This window comes from Blautia sp. MCC269, from assembly GCF_018785655.1.
In the GTDB taxonomy this organism is placed as follows: domain Bacteria; phylum Bacillota; class Clostridia; order Lachnospirales; family Lachnospiraceae; genus Blautia_A.
In genome coordinates this window covers 1-15,190 of sequence record NZ_WQQE01000020.1, presented here as the reverse complement: position 1 = coordinate 15,190, position 15,190 = coordinate 1, and the positions used below count along the sequence as shown (strand labels likewise).

The 15,190-nt window shown below is 39.7% G+C and carries 18 protein-coding genes and 1 pseudogene; 7 read left to right on the top strand and 12 right to left on the bottom strand.

What is annotated here, in order from left to right; genetic code table 11:
- From GPK88_RS06905 to GPK88_RS06850, 12 genes and pseudogenes are all read right to left on the bottom strand, one after another.
- Window positions 1-560: pseudogene (locus tag GPK88_RS06905) on the bottom strand (ABC transporter permease); the annotation flags it as partial.
- 1 nt (window position 561) lies between these two features.
- A complete protein-coding gene (locus GPK88_RS06900) occupies window positions 562-1,449 on the bottom strand; it encodes an ABC transporter ATP-binding protein (RefSeq protein WP_003505354.1) in 888 nt (295 codons plus the stop codon).
- A 140-nt stretch (window positions 1,450-1,589) separates the two neighbouring features.
- Window positions 1,590-2,654, bottom strand: a complete 1,065-nt coding sequence (locus GPK88_RS06895; protein WP_195257291.1) for a sensor histidine kinase — start codon at window positions 2,652-2,654, stop codon at window positions 1,590-1,592.
- Between the two features lie 13 nt (window positions 2,655-2,667).
- Window positions 2,668-3,177: a VanZ family protein gene (locus GPK88_RS06890; RefSeq protein ID WP_195257292.1), complete on the bottom strand. Its 510-nt coding sequence runs from the start codon at window positions 3,175-3,177 to the stop codon at window positions 2,668-2,670.
- A 16-nt stretch (window positions 3,178-3,193) separates the two neighbouring features.
- Window positions 3,194-3,889 carry a response regulator transcription factor gene (locus tag GPK88_RS06885; RefSeq protein WP_172622362.1) on the bottom strand — a complete coding sequence of 232 codons (696 nt, stop codon included), beginning with the start codon at window positions 3,887-3,889 and terminating at the stop codon, window positions 3,194-3,196.
- A gap of 148 nt (window positions 3,890-4,037) precedes the next feature.
- A complete protein-coding gene (locus tag GPK88_RS06880; protein ID WP_012744233.1) occupies window positions 4,038-4,901 on the bottom strand; it encodes a nucleotidyl transferase AbiEii/AbiGii toxin family protein in 864 nt (287 codons plus the stop codon).
- Window positions 4,902-5,495 (bottom strand): type IV toxin-antitoxin system AbiEi family antitoxin domain-containing protein, encoded by a 594-nt coding sequence (locus tag GPK88_RS06875; RefSeq protein WP_003505367.1) that lies wholly within the window; start codon window positions 5,493-5,495, stop codon window positions 4,902-4,904.
- A gap of 88 nt (window positions 5,496-5,583) precedes the next feature.
- Window positions 5,584-6,294 (bottom strand): DUF6040 family protein, encoded by a 711-nt coding sequence (locus GPK88_RS06870; protein ID WP_003505369.1) that lies wholly within the window; start codon window positions 6,292-6,294, stop codon window positions 5,584-5,586.
- Window positions 6,272-7,993, bottom strand: a complete 1,722-nt coding sequence (locus GPK88_RS06865; protein ID WP_215707626.1) for a MobA/MobL family protein — start codon at window positions 7,991-7,993, stop codon at window positions 6,272-6,274. The genes GPK88_RS06870 and GPK88_RS06865 overlap by 23 nt, the downstream gene beginning before the upstream one ends.
- Window positions 7,969-8,274: a hypothetical protein gene (locus tag GPK88_RS06860; protein ID WP_012744231.1), complete on the bottom strand. Its 306-nt coding sequence runs from the start codon at window positions 8,272-8,274 to the stop codon at window positions 7,969-7,971. The genes GPK88_RS06865 and GPK88_RS06860 overlap by 25 nt, the downstream gene beginning before the upstream one ends.
- Window positions 8,274-8,588, bottom strand: a complete 315-nt coding sequence (locus GPK88_RS06855; protein WP_041254741.1) for a hypothetical protein — start codon at window positions 8,586-8,588, stop codon at window positions 8,274-8,276. Before GPK88_RS06855 ends, GPK88_RS06860 begins: the two co-directional genes overlap by 1 nt.
- 144 nt (window positions 8,589-8,732) lie before the next feature.
- Entirely contained in the window at window positions 8,733-8,963 is a 231-nt protein-coding gene (locus tag GPK88_RS06850) for a helix-turn-helix domain-containing protein (RefSeq protein WP_003505382.1), read from the bottom strand.
- A 174-nt stretch (window positions 8,964-9,137) separates the two neighbouring features.
- Between GPK88_RS06850 and GPK88_RS06845 the strand changes: the two genes are divergently transcribed.
- The 7 genes from GPK88_RS06845 (at window position 9,138) to GPK88_RS06815 (ending at window position 14,669) form a co-directional block, all read left to right on the top strand.
- A complete protein-coding gene (locus GPK88_RS06845; protein WP_012744229.1) occupies window positions 9,138-9,767 on the top strand; it encodes a helix-turn-helix domain-containing protein in 630 nt (209 codons plus the stop codon).
- Between the two features lie 86 nt (window positions 9,768-9,853).
- On the top strand, window positions 9,854-11,149 hold the full coding sequence (locus tag GPK88_RS06840) for a tyrosine-type recombinase/integrase (protein WP_012744228.1): 1,296 nt from the start codon (window positions 9,854-9,856) through the stop codon (window positions 11,147-11,149).
- A 153-nt stretch (window positions 11,150-11,302) separates the two neighbouring features.
- Window positions 11,303-11,722 carry a nuclear transport factor 2 family protein gene (locus GPK88_RS06835; RefSeq protein WP_006573504.1) on the top strand — a complete coding sequence of 140 codons (420 nt, stop codon included), beginning with the start codon at window positions 11,303-11,305 and terminating at the stop codon, window positions 11,720-11,722.
- A 267-nt stretch (window positions 11,723-11,989) separates the two neighbouring features.
- Complete coding sequence (locus GPK88_RS06830; RefSeq protein ID WP_003864535.1) at window positions 11,990-12,166, top strand: helix-turn-helix domain-containing protein; 177 nt, start codon at window positions 11,990-11,992, stop codon at window positions 12,164-12,166.
- Window positions 12,102-12,239 (top strand): hypothetical protein, encoded by a 138-nt coding sequence (locus GPK88_RS06825; RefSeq protein ID WP_187306285.1) that lies wholly within the window; start codon window positions 12,102-12,104, stop codon window positions 12,237-12,239. The genes GPK88_RS06830 and GPK88_RS06825 overlap by 65 nt, the downstream gene beginning before the upstream one ends.
- Before the next feature lie 47 nt (window positions 12,240-12,286).
- Window positions 12,287-13,276 (top strand): helix-turn-helix domain-containing protein, encoded by a 990-nt coding sequence (locus GPK88_RS06820; protein ID WP_215707625.1) that lies wholly within the window; start codon window positions 12,287-12,289, stop codon window positions 13,274-13,276.
- 1 nt (window position 13,277) lies between these two features.
- Window positions 13,278-14,669 (top strand): site-specific integrase, encoded by a 1,392-nt coding sequence (locus tag GPK88_RS06815; RefSeq protein WP_173688246.1) that lies wholly within the window; start codon window positions 13,278-13,280, stop codon window positions 14,667-14,669.
- Window positions 14,670-15,190 lie beyond the last annotated feature (521 nt).

The following is a 15,190-nucleotide window of genomic DNA, read 5'->3' as shown; positions in this document are numbered from 1 at the left end:
GAATGAAGATAAAATGGCGTATCAAGTTCTGAATATTTTTCAAGAGCTTTCTGCTGTGCGGTTTCGTTTTCTCTTTGCTCATTCCGCATGACATCCTGTAAATGTTCTGCGCACTTTTCATAATAGGCTCCGTCAATATCATTCGGGTCAATATCCATTAAATCAGCACCAATGCCTGTTACTGGATCAGCAAACGCTTCGGACAGACCCATCAGCAAGTGACGGAACGGGACGATTTTTTCAATAAATACAGCCAGAGGAAAGCCCTCTTCCTCGACTGGCCCATATTCTCGAACGCAGCTTTGATAAGTTTCCAAAGCCGATTTGATCCTATCCGGGGTCACTTCACCAGCGGATGTTTTATATAAATCTTGTTTGTACTTGATAGCTGCCAAGCCATCTAATTCTGTAACCGTGCCATCTTCGTTTGGACGGTTAATACCCTCAAATGAAATAGGCAGGTATGCCATGGCTACGGAAAGCAAAAGTGCGATTGCAAGTAAAATCAGGGTGCGCCGTGACTTCAAAATACGTTTTAGTTCAAGTCTAAAGAGCCGCATATTATCTGTCCTCCTTTTCCAAGTCTGTCTGCGGGAACAACCACAGATACAGATCTTCCAATCGTGGCTCCGTTGTAACAGCCCCATCAATTTCCGAATGTTCGGACAGATAACGAATAGAAACCTGATTGTGATCTTCGCCTCGCTGATTGATAATGCGCAGCCGCATTTCACATTCCGGCAGCTTTGAGGTCGGAATTATGCAATTCCAAACCTTGCCCTCAATCCGCTTGACAAGTTCTGCGGTAGTTCCGACATCAACAATTTCTCCGGCTTTCATAATTGCGTTGCGCGTAGAAATATATTCTATGTCAGATACGATATGGGTGGAAATCAACACGATTCGATCATGCGAAAACTCGGAAATGAAATTCCGCAGACGCACGCGCTCCCCGGGATCAAGTCCTGCTGTCGGTTCGTCCATGACAAGTATCTCCGGGTCGTTCAACATAGCCTGCGCAATACCAACACGACGCTTCATGCCGCCTGACAGATTGGAGATTTTTTTCTTTTTCACATCGGAGAGCGAAAGAATGTCCAACAAATGATTGATCTTTTGGGTGGTTGCCCTTGTAGGAATATCTTTCAGCGCAGCCATATACTCCAAATAATCTTTGACCGTAAAATCCCGGTGATACCCAAAATCCTGCGGCAGAAAGCCAAACTTGCTTCGGTAGACTTCACCTAACTCTCGAATGTCTTTTCCGTCATAGTAAACCGCTCCGTTGGTTGGTGTCATAATATCAGCAATCATGCGCATGAGCGTGGTTTTCCCTGCACCATTCGCCCCCAAAAGTCCCCAAACGCCGGGAGTCAATGTCAGATTGACATCATTTACTGCTGTTTTGTCTTTGAACTGCTTGCTTAAATGCTCTATTTTCAGTTCCATGCTTACACTCCTTTCTTTTGCTTCAGCTGAACAATAAAAAGCCCTTGTTCGATAATCATTGTACCGAACAAAGGCTTTTCAATCTCAAAAATCACACGCTTAAATTCCTAAGTAATTCCTAAGATCACATTCTTATTTTCCTAAGCGGAAAGTGGTAATGTAATCACAAAGTCTATGGTTTCGTTTTGACTGGATGCAGTAATCTTTCCACCATGTAAATGTATAATTTCTTCCGCAATAGAAAGACCAAGACCCGCACCACCTGTATTAGAAAGCCGAGCATCATCCAAGCGATTGAATTTTTCAAATATACTGTTAAGCTGTTCCTGTGGAATTGTTTTTCCATGATTTTCAAAAGTGATCTGAATATCATGCTCTAACCGCTTGGCGGATATAGTGATTTCTGTCTGCGGGTAACTATATGACGCAGCATTTCGTAAAAGATTACTGAAAACTCTCGCCAGTTTTTCAGGGTCAGCGTTCACGGATAAGTTATCCTCCGCAGTAAATACCGCTGTATTGCCATTTGCGGAGAGTGTCGGATATATTTCATCTATTACCTGCGCAATCAGACAATGTAAATCCACAGTTTCTTTTTTGATAATAACCGTATGTGCATTGTACTTGGTAATTTCAAAAAGTTCATTGATGAGCTTTTCAAGGCGCTCTGCCTTATTCAACGCCACTTTTACATACTTTTCCTTTTGCTGTTCAGGCATGTCAGGGGCTTCATGGAGCAGGCTCAAATAGCCGATTACTGTTGTGAGAGGGGTGCGTATATCATGTGCCAGATACATAATAATTTCATTTTTCTTTTCTTCTGCCTGCTTTGCAGCCTGCTTGCTCAACAGAACAGACATTTTAATCTGATTGAGCTGTTCCTCCAGTTCTTTCAGTGGCTCAGACAACGATACTGTATGATTGTTCTGCTCATAGACCGTTTGGGTTGCGTCAATTACTTCATCCAGATAGCCCCACGGCTTTTTCCAATAGTAATTGAAGATACATATAAAGCCGAGCATCAGATACAAAATAAAAAGCAGATCAAGCCGCCAGTAGAGCCATGCAAAAATACCGTTGTCAAATTTTGAAAAGATGTAGTCCAAGATAAGGGTCAAACCATATCCAACAACGGTATAAGCCAGCAATGATAGGTATAAGCGCACTTTAAGGCGCTTTTCTGTTGTCATTTCTTTATTCGACATGAGAATACACCTCCTACCGATTAGCAAACAGAAGAAAGCCAAGCAGACCAATCACGACAACACTTACTATGCCTGCCAGAATGGAAAACAGTCTGTTTGCTTTTATTCTATTTCCGATTAACCGGGCTGCCATCGAATATACAGCAAGCCCCAAAAGACCACCTGCCGTATTTGTAAGTACATCAGTAATATCAGAACGTCCGACTGCTAAGATATACTGCATAGTTTCCAATAAAAAACTTGTTCCAGCAATCAGCATGAACTTCACATATAATTTTGTTCTTGGCAGAAGCATTTGAAGATAAATGCCCATAGGAACAAAAATCAAGAAATTTTCGAGTACCTCTGTTAAGTGAAATGCTGCGCCAACTTCTTTGTCATAGTGAAAAGGAATAAGGTTTATACTCCTTACTTTATCCAGATCACTGATTGAAAACTGTAGTTTGAACAGTATGATCCAAACCAGAAGTGCCAGATAAATTAAGAATAAAATAGTTACCAAACAATTTGATTTTCTCTTCATAGCGTTCTCCTTTCGCTTAAATTTTGTAGCCGACACCCCAAATCGTTTTAATATACTGCGGAGTATCGGAAGTATCGTTCAGTTTCTCGCGCAGATGCCGGATATGCACAGTAATTGTGCTGCTGTTTTTAGAGTAGTATTCATCTTTCCAAACCGCATGAAACAGTTCCTCAATGCTTACAACATTTCCAGCACTTGACAAAAGGACGTGGAGAATAGAAAATTCTGTCGGGGTTAGAGAAACAAGTTCCCCGTCTAACAGACATTCATGGGTCTGCACATTCAAGCACAATTTGTTATAGGAAAGTTCCGATGGAATTTTCTCTGTGATGATACCGGGTGAATATTTCTTGTAACGTCTTAACTGCGCTTTCACTCTGGCAACTACTTCAAGTGGGCGAAAGGGTTTTGTCACATAATCGTCCGCTCCCAATGTCAGCCCCGTTATTTTATCCGTTTCCTCAATTTTAGCCGTTAGCATTATGATTGGATAAGTGTATTTCTTTCGGATAAGCTGGCAAAGTGAAAAGCCGTTCATATCCGGGAGCATAATATCCAGAATGGCAAGATCAATGTCGCCGCTTTCAATACACGACATGGCATCCGTTGCACAGTAAAATTTATAAACGACGTAATTTTCGTTTTTCAAGTAGACCTCCAACAGATCCGCTATATCTTGCTCGTCATCTATAATCAATATCTTTTCAGACATATTTTCAACTCCTTTGCTCATATTTCCAATTAAGTATAGCAAATACAACATCTAAATTCACAATGGATTGCCTGAGAAATTATTAAGATTTTCCTAACTTTCGAATTTAGGCAACTCAAAATGCTAACGTAATTTACATATCAGTTTTTTATGTGTTATACATATTCTCCAATATACTTCCATATAATGCACAGATTGACTTCACAATTGCATGCCATGAAATATCAGCAGCATAAGAATAATTTTTTTGATATGTTTTCCATAAGGTCTCCATAACCGGACTTGATTCAATTTCATCAAATATTTCTCTTATATCCTCAGCTTCTATCAGGTCTAATGTTCCCCTTTTTTTGGCTGTAGCCACAAGTGCAGTCCATAAAACTTGTTTTTGGAGTTGTTCTCCATACAACTTTTGTAAAATATAAATATCATAAAAATCTCTCATTCGTGTATTTGTAACGTTTCGACTAACAACAGTTTCCAATTTTTCAGCCAATACCGTTTCCAGATTATATGCCCATACCTCAATAGTGCGGTCTTCAAGCATAAGATTAAATTTGTACTTGATTTCTCTTGGTGTAATTACATCCCCTGTAGAAATATCAATCTTTAATGGTGTGATTACACCATCAAATTTCGTTTCCATGCTTACACGAACACCCGGATAATCTGCTTCTTCCATGATTTCCGATATCCGTTTGACCCGAAATGAAACACCATCGTCCAGTGGAATTGATATAATTTGGGATATAATCATTTCTACATCCTCCACACTAACATTAGTGCCTTTTATGGTAGCATCCAGATCCATAGTAGCTCTGGCATCCAGACCAACCATTGCCGCCACAAGCATTCCACCTTTTAATATAAACTGGTTTTTATACTCTGATAAAGAAATTCGTTCTAAAAAACGTTCCATCATATAATTCCGCATCAAAATCTGTGCATCTGCGGATTTTTTCTTTGACATATTACGAATTAAATCCTTTAATTGTCTTGCCGTTGTTATCATCTAAAGTAACACCTCCAAATAGGGTCTAAGTATGTTTTCAACATGAAACATAGCTGCGTATTTCATAAGCATCCGTAAGTTTTTATCCTTACGTTTTGCATATTGTTTCAATGCGTCTTGAAAGACCTGCATTTCAACATTTTTTCTGCTACGAAGCAGATCACAAATTGTTCTCTCCATGTCATAAACGGGAACGGAATGTCCGAATGATGTCTGCATAGCTATGATTCCTATTTCATGTAAATCCTTTTTTACTGTGTACACTTGAAAACCGTCTTCCTGCAAACGACTTGGATTATATCCAGTTCTTACTGTTATGGTGTATTTCAAAGGCTCTCTGTCCGTTAAATCATGAAAAAACAATGCAGTTTCATGAGAAAATACAGCTTGACCACAACGTAAATGCAAAAGGTACATTGCATCTGTCCACGTATCCGGCGATACATACACACCATGAGCAGCTTGTTCTAATCCTCGTTCCTTCACATATGCATAAAACACAGACTTACTAATTCCATTATTTAGAACTTGAAATGTCTGAATTGTCCCTCCACATTCACGCAACAACAAATCTAATTTTTCAAACTGAGTCATATGCTTTCTCCTTTCGTGCTAATATGATAATATATATTAGCACGAAAGTAAAGGCATATAGTACCAATAAAATATCGGTATTTTTGTTTTAATGATATCCCCTTGTTTCTCGCCATCCCTTTACATACCACCTGATTCCAACATATACCAGTTGCACGAATAATAAGAGAAATAGCAGATTGATTGGCAATGTTGTCTTTATCCACTTCCCAAAGTAGATAGCTGTTGCCATGCTTATAAGTATTACCATTATGGTAATCATATCCCAACAGCACTTCTTATATAACTCTGCAATCTTTATCTCTATAAATGCTACAAGTATTCCAGCACCCACCAAACATCCACCGCAGATCAGTATTCTTATCAGCCAATATACAATTCCGGCAACGACAGGATTGGATATTCCATTACTAATCTGTGCCATGTTCTTTCCTGTCAGTATAATCCACCCTGCAATGGTCTGTATAAAAGTGGCGATTGTATCAAAGAATACCACGCAATCAGAAATAAATATTTTTGACCGTATCATCTGAAAAAGAGTAGTTGATACGGAATACCATATCAGCAGAAACATCAATGCTTCATACATGGCTGTTTTTGTTTTATATCTGCCTGCCAGTTTTTCTCTCTGCGTATCATACTTTTCCTTGGCTTTCAGATAAGCTGTCAGGTTACAGTTCCCACACTTTTGATAGAGTACCGGCTTTTCAACCGGTATCTCTACTTTTTTCTGATGAGAGAGTGCATAGTCCCGTTCCTGTTCTGCCTGCCTTAGCTTATCTTGACATTCCTCTGTCATGATTTCGGCAGCGTGCGTTTTCTCTTTCTCGCTCTGCAACAATTCTTTTGTTTTCCTCAAGTCGTTCTTTAAGGCTTGAATGTTCCCGACTCTGTTCTCGCTGTTTAACCTCTCGTTCAAGGTCAGCGATTCGTCGAGCTGCACTTTCAGTTTCTCGATAGTCTGGTCTTTCTGGTCGAGTTCTTCCTGCATCTGCTCCGTCAGCATTAGCAGTTCTTCCAGTTGATCGTCGCTCTTTGAGTTTCTTAATTCGTTCATCAATCAACCTTCCTTTCTCTAATTGCTGTTCAAGTTCAACAATTCGCTGTTCTGTTTCTGCAATAGCCGGTTCTCGCTGTTTAATTTCTGTGCCAATTCCTGCCATTGCTGATTTTCGTCTGTGAGTTTCTGTATCTGGTCTGTCTTTTCTTCCAGAAGCATCAACAGTTCTTCTGTATTCGGTAAGATTTGTAGCAGCTCTGATAATTCGCTCTCTAATTGCTGCAATCGTTCTTCCTGCTCCTGAAAACACATCAGCTTCTCGTCCTTTTCCTGTATCTCCTGAAGCATCTCTGCCATGATATTCTGCTGTTCCTCTATCTGTGTAATCATTGCTTCCATCATGGGAATTACTTCTTTGCTTTCTTCTAATGTCATTCAACCACTCCCTCCACATCGACAATGCACCGGATACCTTACCAAAGGTTTCAATTACCTTTTGCAATAGTGCATTTTGTTTTTTAATCATCTGGTTTTCCTCAACCTTCCATGAACCTTTCCTTATCTGTCCGGTGAGATATTTTTCCTCAATCTTTCTTGCATCTGCACCCTCATGGATAGTAGGAACTTTTAATTTACCCTGTCTTTCATAAGAGCGGTGGTCAATATGATTGTCTATGGATAAATGTCGGTTACACGTCTTAGCCCATTCGCTTCGCCATAACTCACAATTCTTTGGATTACTCCAGCCGGTAGCATCGGTCAGAACACGTTTCCATTGTTTTCTGTTTCTTGCCCCGACTTTCTGTACTCCGTTTTCATCAAGTACCGGAATACGGATTCCATGCCGGTCAGGATTTTTCTTATCCTGCCACCAGTCCGGGTGGGATTCATCAACCACGATATTTCCGTCAGTATCTCTGACAAAATCCCAGTCCTTGACTTCTTTGTTGCCCCATGAGTGATCTGGATTGAATGGTCGCATGGTTACAAGTAAATGCACATGTGGGTTCCCGTCGCCCTTATCGTGTATGCTCCAGTCGGCACACATTCCCTCGTCCACGAAAGTCTTTTGAATATATTTCGTTGTATAATCAATCTGTTCCTGTCTGCTCCATTCTTTCGGCAGGGAAAATTCAAATGAGCGTCCAAGCTGTGCATCTGAATTTTTTTCTATCTTCAAGACCTCATTCCATAGCCGCTGTTTCTGAAATGTGATTTTAAACTTTTCCAGTGCGGCATCTTTATCATCCGCTCTTTTATAACGGATAGACTGTTGAAACCTTTTTATATTTTCTTCCGGTACATGCAGCCATTCAGGAGGTGCATTTTCGCACATCATCAGACTGGTGTAGACGATTTCCTTTTTGGAAGTATAGTAACTGATTCTGCCTGTTTCCTCATTCTTCATCACATCTCCATTAAGATATGCCGATGCGGATATGACAGATTTTCCTTTACTGCGCCCGACAATCTTTACTGTAAAGTGAAATATCGCCATGATACGATTCCCCCTTTCTGCCGTATCCGGCATTGATTTCCGACAGCATCTTCTTCTGGTTTTGCAGGAGTGAAGCTGTCGGAACGCCCTCTGCGCAAGAGTGCCCCCTGCGGCATGAGCAGGTCTGGCTGAAAGCCCCGCCGACGGAACGAGCCCGGCAAGCGTAAGCGCAGACCGGTTGCCACTTGTGGCAAACTTATAAGGACGACCTCTGGTTGTCCATAAGTGCGCCCTTCATTCAAAGGCAATGAAGGGAATGGAAAACCCACTCCCTCCGCCATTACACTTCCTCCATGTCTGTAACTAATTCTTTCTGCATCGCTTTTGAGAAAAACTTCCCGTTTGTTTCCTGCCTTTTTAAGAAGCCTATCAACTTTGGTAAATCTTCCTCCTCAATCGGACAGCCAAGAACCGATTCCACCGCTCCTCCAATCTGACAGAGCCTGTGGGTTCGTTTTTTACTTTCTTCCGCTTTCTTTCTCTTTTCCAGTTCCTTCCGCTGTGCTATGAGCTTTTTTGTAGCTTCAATGCTTTCCTGTTCCTTTTTCTCTAATGCACGTATTCTTTCTTCATAAGTCTTTGTTGATTTCGCCATATCGTCTTCATCCTTTCTTTTTCCGATAAACAACAGTTCCCGGTTGCATATCAGGAGAAGCACATGGTATAATCCTCTTGCGTGTAGGTATATCATGGCTTCGGTCTGATAGAACCTTTGGCGGTTTCGTAGGAAGCCGCCTTTTTAAGTTGCCACATTTCTTGTGACAGCTTTTACATTTCCTTTATCCCTCAGATCTCGCCCCTCGTTGGCTTCCATGAACTTTTCCAGAATGTCAGTTTTAATAAGGACTTTTCTTCCGACTTTTAATACCGGAAGCTTCTTCCATTCAACCAGCTTTCTCAAAGTGTTTCTTCCAATTCCTGTATAGTCGGCTGCTTCCTCGATGGATAATGCAATCTTTCTTTCCGTCATCTTGTCACCTCCCGTTAAATTGCATTATGCAATTTTTGTTGTGCTGTTAGTATAGCGGTTTTATATTGTGTTGTCAAGCGTTATGAAATTTTAAAAATAATCATTAAATTGCATATTGCAATTATGTAAGGTACATGCTATAATTCATACATACCGAAAAAGGAGGCAATCAGCATGAAAGATAAAGAACTACGCAAGCTGATAGGTAGCAGGGCAAAACAGCGTCGTCTGGAATTAAATCTGACACAGCCTTATGTTGCAGAGAAGATGGGAGTTACCGCTTCCACAATCCTGCGTTATGAGAATGGTTCGATTGACAATACCAAAAAGATGGTGCTGGAAGGTCTTTCGGAAGCACTTCATGTATCTATTGAATGGCTCAAGGGGGAAACCGATGAATACGAAACCGATATTACGGATAAGAAAGAATTACAGATTCGTGATGCAATGGGCGATATTCTCAAACAGTTACCTCTCGACCTTAGTAAAAAGGAAGATGCTTTTTCCAAAGATTTACTGCTGTTGATGTTAAAGCAATATAACCTGTTTCTGGAATCATTCCAGTTTGCCTGCAAGAATTACAAGGGCAACACGAATGAAGCGGATATTGCAAAGGCAATGGGATTTGAATCGAATGATGAATATAACGAGATTATGTTTCTCCGGGAGATCACCCATACCGTTAATGCCTTTAATGATATGGCAGATATTGTAAGGCTCTATTCCAAGAAACCGGAAATGGCAGAACAAAGGCTTGAAAATCTTTTATCAGAAGTTTTGTATGAGGATTCCGATTCGGTATAGAACGACAACCGGAGTTATGATATACTTACACGCAAGAAGCATTTCATCAGTTCCGATTGTCTGATATCGAAAGGAGACACACGATTATGGCAAAAGGATCTGTAAGAAAAAAAGGAAAGAAATGGTACTACCGCTTCTATGTAGAAGATGCAAGCGGCAATCTGGTTCAGAAAGAATACGCTGGAACAGAAAGTAAAAGTGAAACGGAAAAACTGCTCCGTCAGGCAATGGACGATTACGAAAGCAAGAAATTCATTGCAAAGTCGGAAAATATTACAATTGGAGAATTACTTGATATATGGGCAGAGGAAGAATTAAAGACCGGTATGCTCAGTAATGGGACAGTCCAGAATTACCTCGGTGCCATTACCAACATCAAGAAGCATCCAATTTCAGAGAGAAAGTTGAAAAATGTAACATCTGAGCATTTACAAGCCTTCTTCGATCTGCTTTCCTTTGGTGGCACTTATCCAGATGGTTCAGAAAGAAAAGGTTATAGCAAAGATTACATTCGTTCTTTCTCGGCAGTATTACAGCAGTCATTCCGATTTGCAGTATCACCAAAGCAATATATCACTTTCAATCCGATGCAGTATATTAAGCTGAAATACCAGACGGATGAGGTTGACCTGTTTTCCGATGATGACATGGATGGCGATATACAGCCAATTCCACGAGAGGATTATGAAAGACTGATTGAATTTCTACAGAATTACAATCCACCGGCAATACTTCCAATCCAGATAGCTTATTATGCAGGACTTCGTATCGGTGAAGCCTGTGGTCTGGCATGGCAGGATGTGAATCTTGAAGAACAGTGCCTTACAATCAGACGCAGTATCCGATATGATGGTTCAAGGCACAAGAATATCATCGGACCAACCAAACGAAAAAAGGTAAGGATTGTTGATTTTGGAGATACACTGGCAGAGATTCTTCGCAATGCCCGAAAGGAACAACTTAAAAACCGAATGCAGTACGGAGAACTTTACCATAAAAACTACTACAGAGAAGTAAAAGACAAAAACAGAGTTTACTATGAGTTCTATCATCTAGACGGAACAGAGAACGTTCCAGAGGATTATAAGGAAATATCCTTTGTCTGCTTAAGACCGGATGGAAGTCTGGAACTGCCAAGCACGTTAGGAATTGTTTGCAGGAAGATTGCTCAGAAACTGGATGGATTTGAAGGATTTCATTTTCACCAGCTGCGACACACCTACACAAGCAACCTTCTGGCAAATGGAGCAGCACCAAAGGATGTGCAGGAACTGTTAGGGCACTCAGATGTCAGTACCACCATGAATGTCTATGCACACTCTACAAGAAAAGCCAAGCGGGAATCTGCAAGGTTACTTGATAAAGTGGCAGGCAATGACTAAATAAAACTTTCCCTTATTTCCCTTACGATTATCTCATAAGGGCAAAAATAAGGGAAAATACATATCGTTTCGCTAATGCACAGGCTGGAAAGCCTGTAAAATAGGGAAAGTTAGAAATATATTTCGGCAAACTGGAAGTTGTGGAGGTGCTTTATGAACGAGAGAGAAAAAATTATCCGATTATGGTTTGATATGTGGATTAAGAAAGCAGATTTAGGAATTGACAATATTTTTACAGATGATGTTGTATATACTGAGAGTTGGAGTCCTAAATATGAAAACCGCAAAACGGTAAAGCACTGGTTTGACGAATGGAATACACGCGGAAGTGTTCTTGTCTGGGAGATTAAGCAATTTTTTCATCAAGGCAATCAAACAATCGTGGAGTGGTATTTTAAAAACAAAATGAATAATGGAAATGTTGAAGAATTTGACGGAATATCTTTAATTGTATGGACACAGGATAACAAAATAAAATCATTAAAAGAGTTTGGTTGCAATCTTCATAATTACAATCCATATCGAGATAGTGATATTCCCGTATTTCGAGAAGAAAAAGCAAATTGGTTTTGAGAGGACTATAAATTCAAGTTTGTTGAATTAAAAATGAAATAAAGTTCCAGTAATCATAGAGTGTATGGATTCAATTCCATATGCTCTTTTTCTTTACTTAATTTCATGAAAAATGTAAAAATCTAATGTTACGAGTTGCATTAAAGAAAACTCGTAAGAAAAAAAGTAAAAAAATTTGCTTTTGACCACTGTAAAACATGCTCTGAGCGTTTCGTTATATGAAGGGATAATTTTTCTTTCATATTTCAAAGAAAAGAGGATAAAGAAATGTCAGAAAAAAGATGTTATACAGTTCAAGAGTTACAGGAAATCTTAGGAGTCAGCAGACCTACTATTTATAACCTTTTAAAGAAAAAGGAATTCCGGTGGATCCAGTTGGATGGCGGAAAGTATCGCATCTCTAAGAAGAGTTTCGATGACTGGCTCGATAACTTGGAACAATAAAAAACAGGGTGTTGATCAGGCAGATTTTGTCTGCAATCGACATCCTAAATTTTTATCTGGATTTGAGATATGATATAAGAAAAAACACTAACACTAAAAAAGACAGGAAGTGAAGAATAAATGGTAACAGCAATTATGAAACAAAAAGAAGTTCCGGAAATGGACGATGTTGAAGAGATTATTTCAAAGATATCAGAAGACAGTCCTTACAAACGGCGTCCGACACAAAAGAGAACCTGGATGACCGTGCCGGAAATGGGAAAGCTGCTGGGATTAAAAAAGACAGATCGATACTGGCTGGTGCATAAAAACGTTTTTGAATCAAAAGAGATTGCCGGAAAGATACGAATCAATATTGCCAGCTTTGAAAAATGGTATGCCAATCAGATTAAATACCATAAAGTTACCGGAGAAGAACCGGGGAAAGAATTGAAATCCTGGTCCTATTCTGTTAAGGAAGTCGCGGATCTGTTGGGTGTTGATGAATATCTTGTTTATGATTTACTCAAGAAAAATCAAATGGAAGCTGTTATTGTCGATTACTGGAAACGAATACCAAAAGAATCTTTTCAGAATTGGTATAAAAGCCAGTCCCGGTATCGAACAAAGGAAGACAGAGAAAAAGACGCTCTTTTGGAAAATGCAACTATTACGATGCCTGAGATGGCACAGCTGCTTGGAACAACCAGAAGTTCAGTATATACAATTCTTGATAATCCGAAGTATAGTCATTTTTTTGAATTCATTGTGATTGCAGAAAAGAAAAGGATCACAAAAGAGAGTTTTCAAAAATTCCTGGAAGGTCAGGACCGTTATAAGCTGGATCCATCGAATGATTATGAAGAACTTGCACAGGAACAGAATATTGCCCTGGCTAATTTCCGGCGGAAGAAATTATCACAAACCGGAATACGAGGAAGCAATGGAAATATAAAATATCTTACTTTTGATGAAGCTTCCTATCTGGCAAAGGTCAGCAGAAGCATGATCAACAAGTGGGCGGATAAAGGGAAGTTCACAGTAATAAAAGTTGGCAGTCGAGTAAGGATCTGTCGGGATGAATTTGAGGACTGGATGGAACAAAGAGATTTGGAAAGGAGCATGCAATAATATGGCATCTATAAGAGAACGAAATGGAAAATTTAATGTAATCTATTCTTATACGAATGAAAAAGGTGAGAGGAAACAGAAGTGGGAAACCTATGAAACAAAAGCCGAAGCAAAGAGAAGAAAAAAAGAAATTGAATATAAAAAAGAGATGGGATCATTTGTCGTCCGTAAATGCAAAACACTGGACGAGCTTATTACAGAATATGTTGCACTTTATGGCAAAGAAAACTGGGCGCTTTCTACATATGAAGGAAATGTCTCTCTTATCAATAACTATATTCTTCCGATCATTGGTGATACGAAACTCTCAGAGATCAATACCAGATTCATCGAAAGATATTATCAGAGTCTTTTGAAGAGACGTGCAGTTATCAATCCATTGAATAAAACCAGTCGAAATGAATTTGTATCTTCCAGTACGGTCAGGGATATTAATAAGCTGCTTAGAAACTGTTTTGAACAGGCAGTGAAATGGGAGTTGATGGAGAAGAATCCTTGCACCCATGCGACTGTACCAAAACATAAATCACAAAAAAGAGACATCTGGACAGCGGATACATTAATGTATGCGCTCAGTGTCTGTGAAGATGAGCGATTAAAGCTTGCAATAAATCTATCCTTTTCATGTTCCTTACGACTTGGTGAGCTGCTTGGTCTTACCTGGGATTGTGTAGATATTTCTCCTGAGGCAATTGAAGAAAACCGTGCATATGTCTTCATCAACAAAGAATCACAGCGTATAAGAAAAGAATCGTTGAATGCATTGGATGGAAAAGATGTGTTGTTGGTATTCCCGACAAATCATAAGAAGAATTCTACGGTCCGTATTCTGAAAACACCAAAGACAGAAAGCAGTGTGCGTAAGATATTCTTACCAAAGAGTGTCGCTAATATGTTGGTAGACTGGAAAGCGGAACAGGATGAAATGAAAGAAATCCTTGGTGATGAATATATGGACTATAACCTGGTTATGGCAAGTACCTTTGGGCTTCCTCTAGGAGATGGAGCAATACGTGGTCCTTTAAAAAAACTGATCGAGGACTATAATCTCCCACCGGTTGTATTTCACAGTTTTCGTCATAGCAGCGTTACTTATAAGCTGAAATTGAATGGTGGAGACATCAAGGCGGTACAGGGTGATTCCGGCCATGCTCAGGTCAATATGGTTACGGATGTGTACTCTCATATTCTGGATGATGACCGAAGGAAAAATGCAGAGCTTTTTGAAGAAGCGTTTTATGAGAAAAAGAATCTGGATCCACAGATGCATGTACAGCAGGAAAATAATAATGCAACTGTTGCTGATGAAGTCGATCCGGAACTTCTGGCAAAAGTGTTGGCAAATCCAGAGATGCGGGCATTGCTCAATTCACTGGCGAAGACGATGAAGTAATTAGTCTATCTCCATCATATCTATTGGAATCTCCATCATTTGATGATGGAATGATGGAGATTCAGTTACAAAAAAGGTTACAGATATTTTTACTGAATAAAATTTGCCAGTCAAAAACGCATGGACAAACCGTCTCGTATGCGTTATATTATTTATAGACAAGAAAATATCTTGTGCTTTCGATAGGAAGTTTAATTGAATACTGTTTACCATGATCGAACGTACGAAGCATGGTGGTCATATAACAGATGTCGATGGTAATATCAAGGCATTCCCCAATTATTAGCTGGAGCAAACAATCAGCTAACTTTCAGAGCTTGACAGAGCTTGACAGAGGGGGTATTCAGAATAACTCGAATTGAATCGGAAACAGTTTTATATAGTATCCCACTTGGGTTTACCTTACCTCAGATTGACAGAGAGTGACAATAGGTTGGAGCTCTCCTAAGCGAGGGGTCGGAGGTTCAAATCCTCTTGGCGACGGGCTTCAAAGCGTTCGAAAATGTTAGCTGGATTAGCTG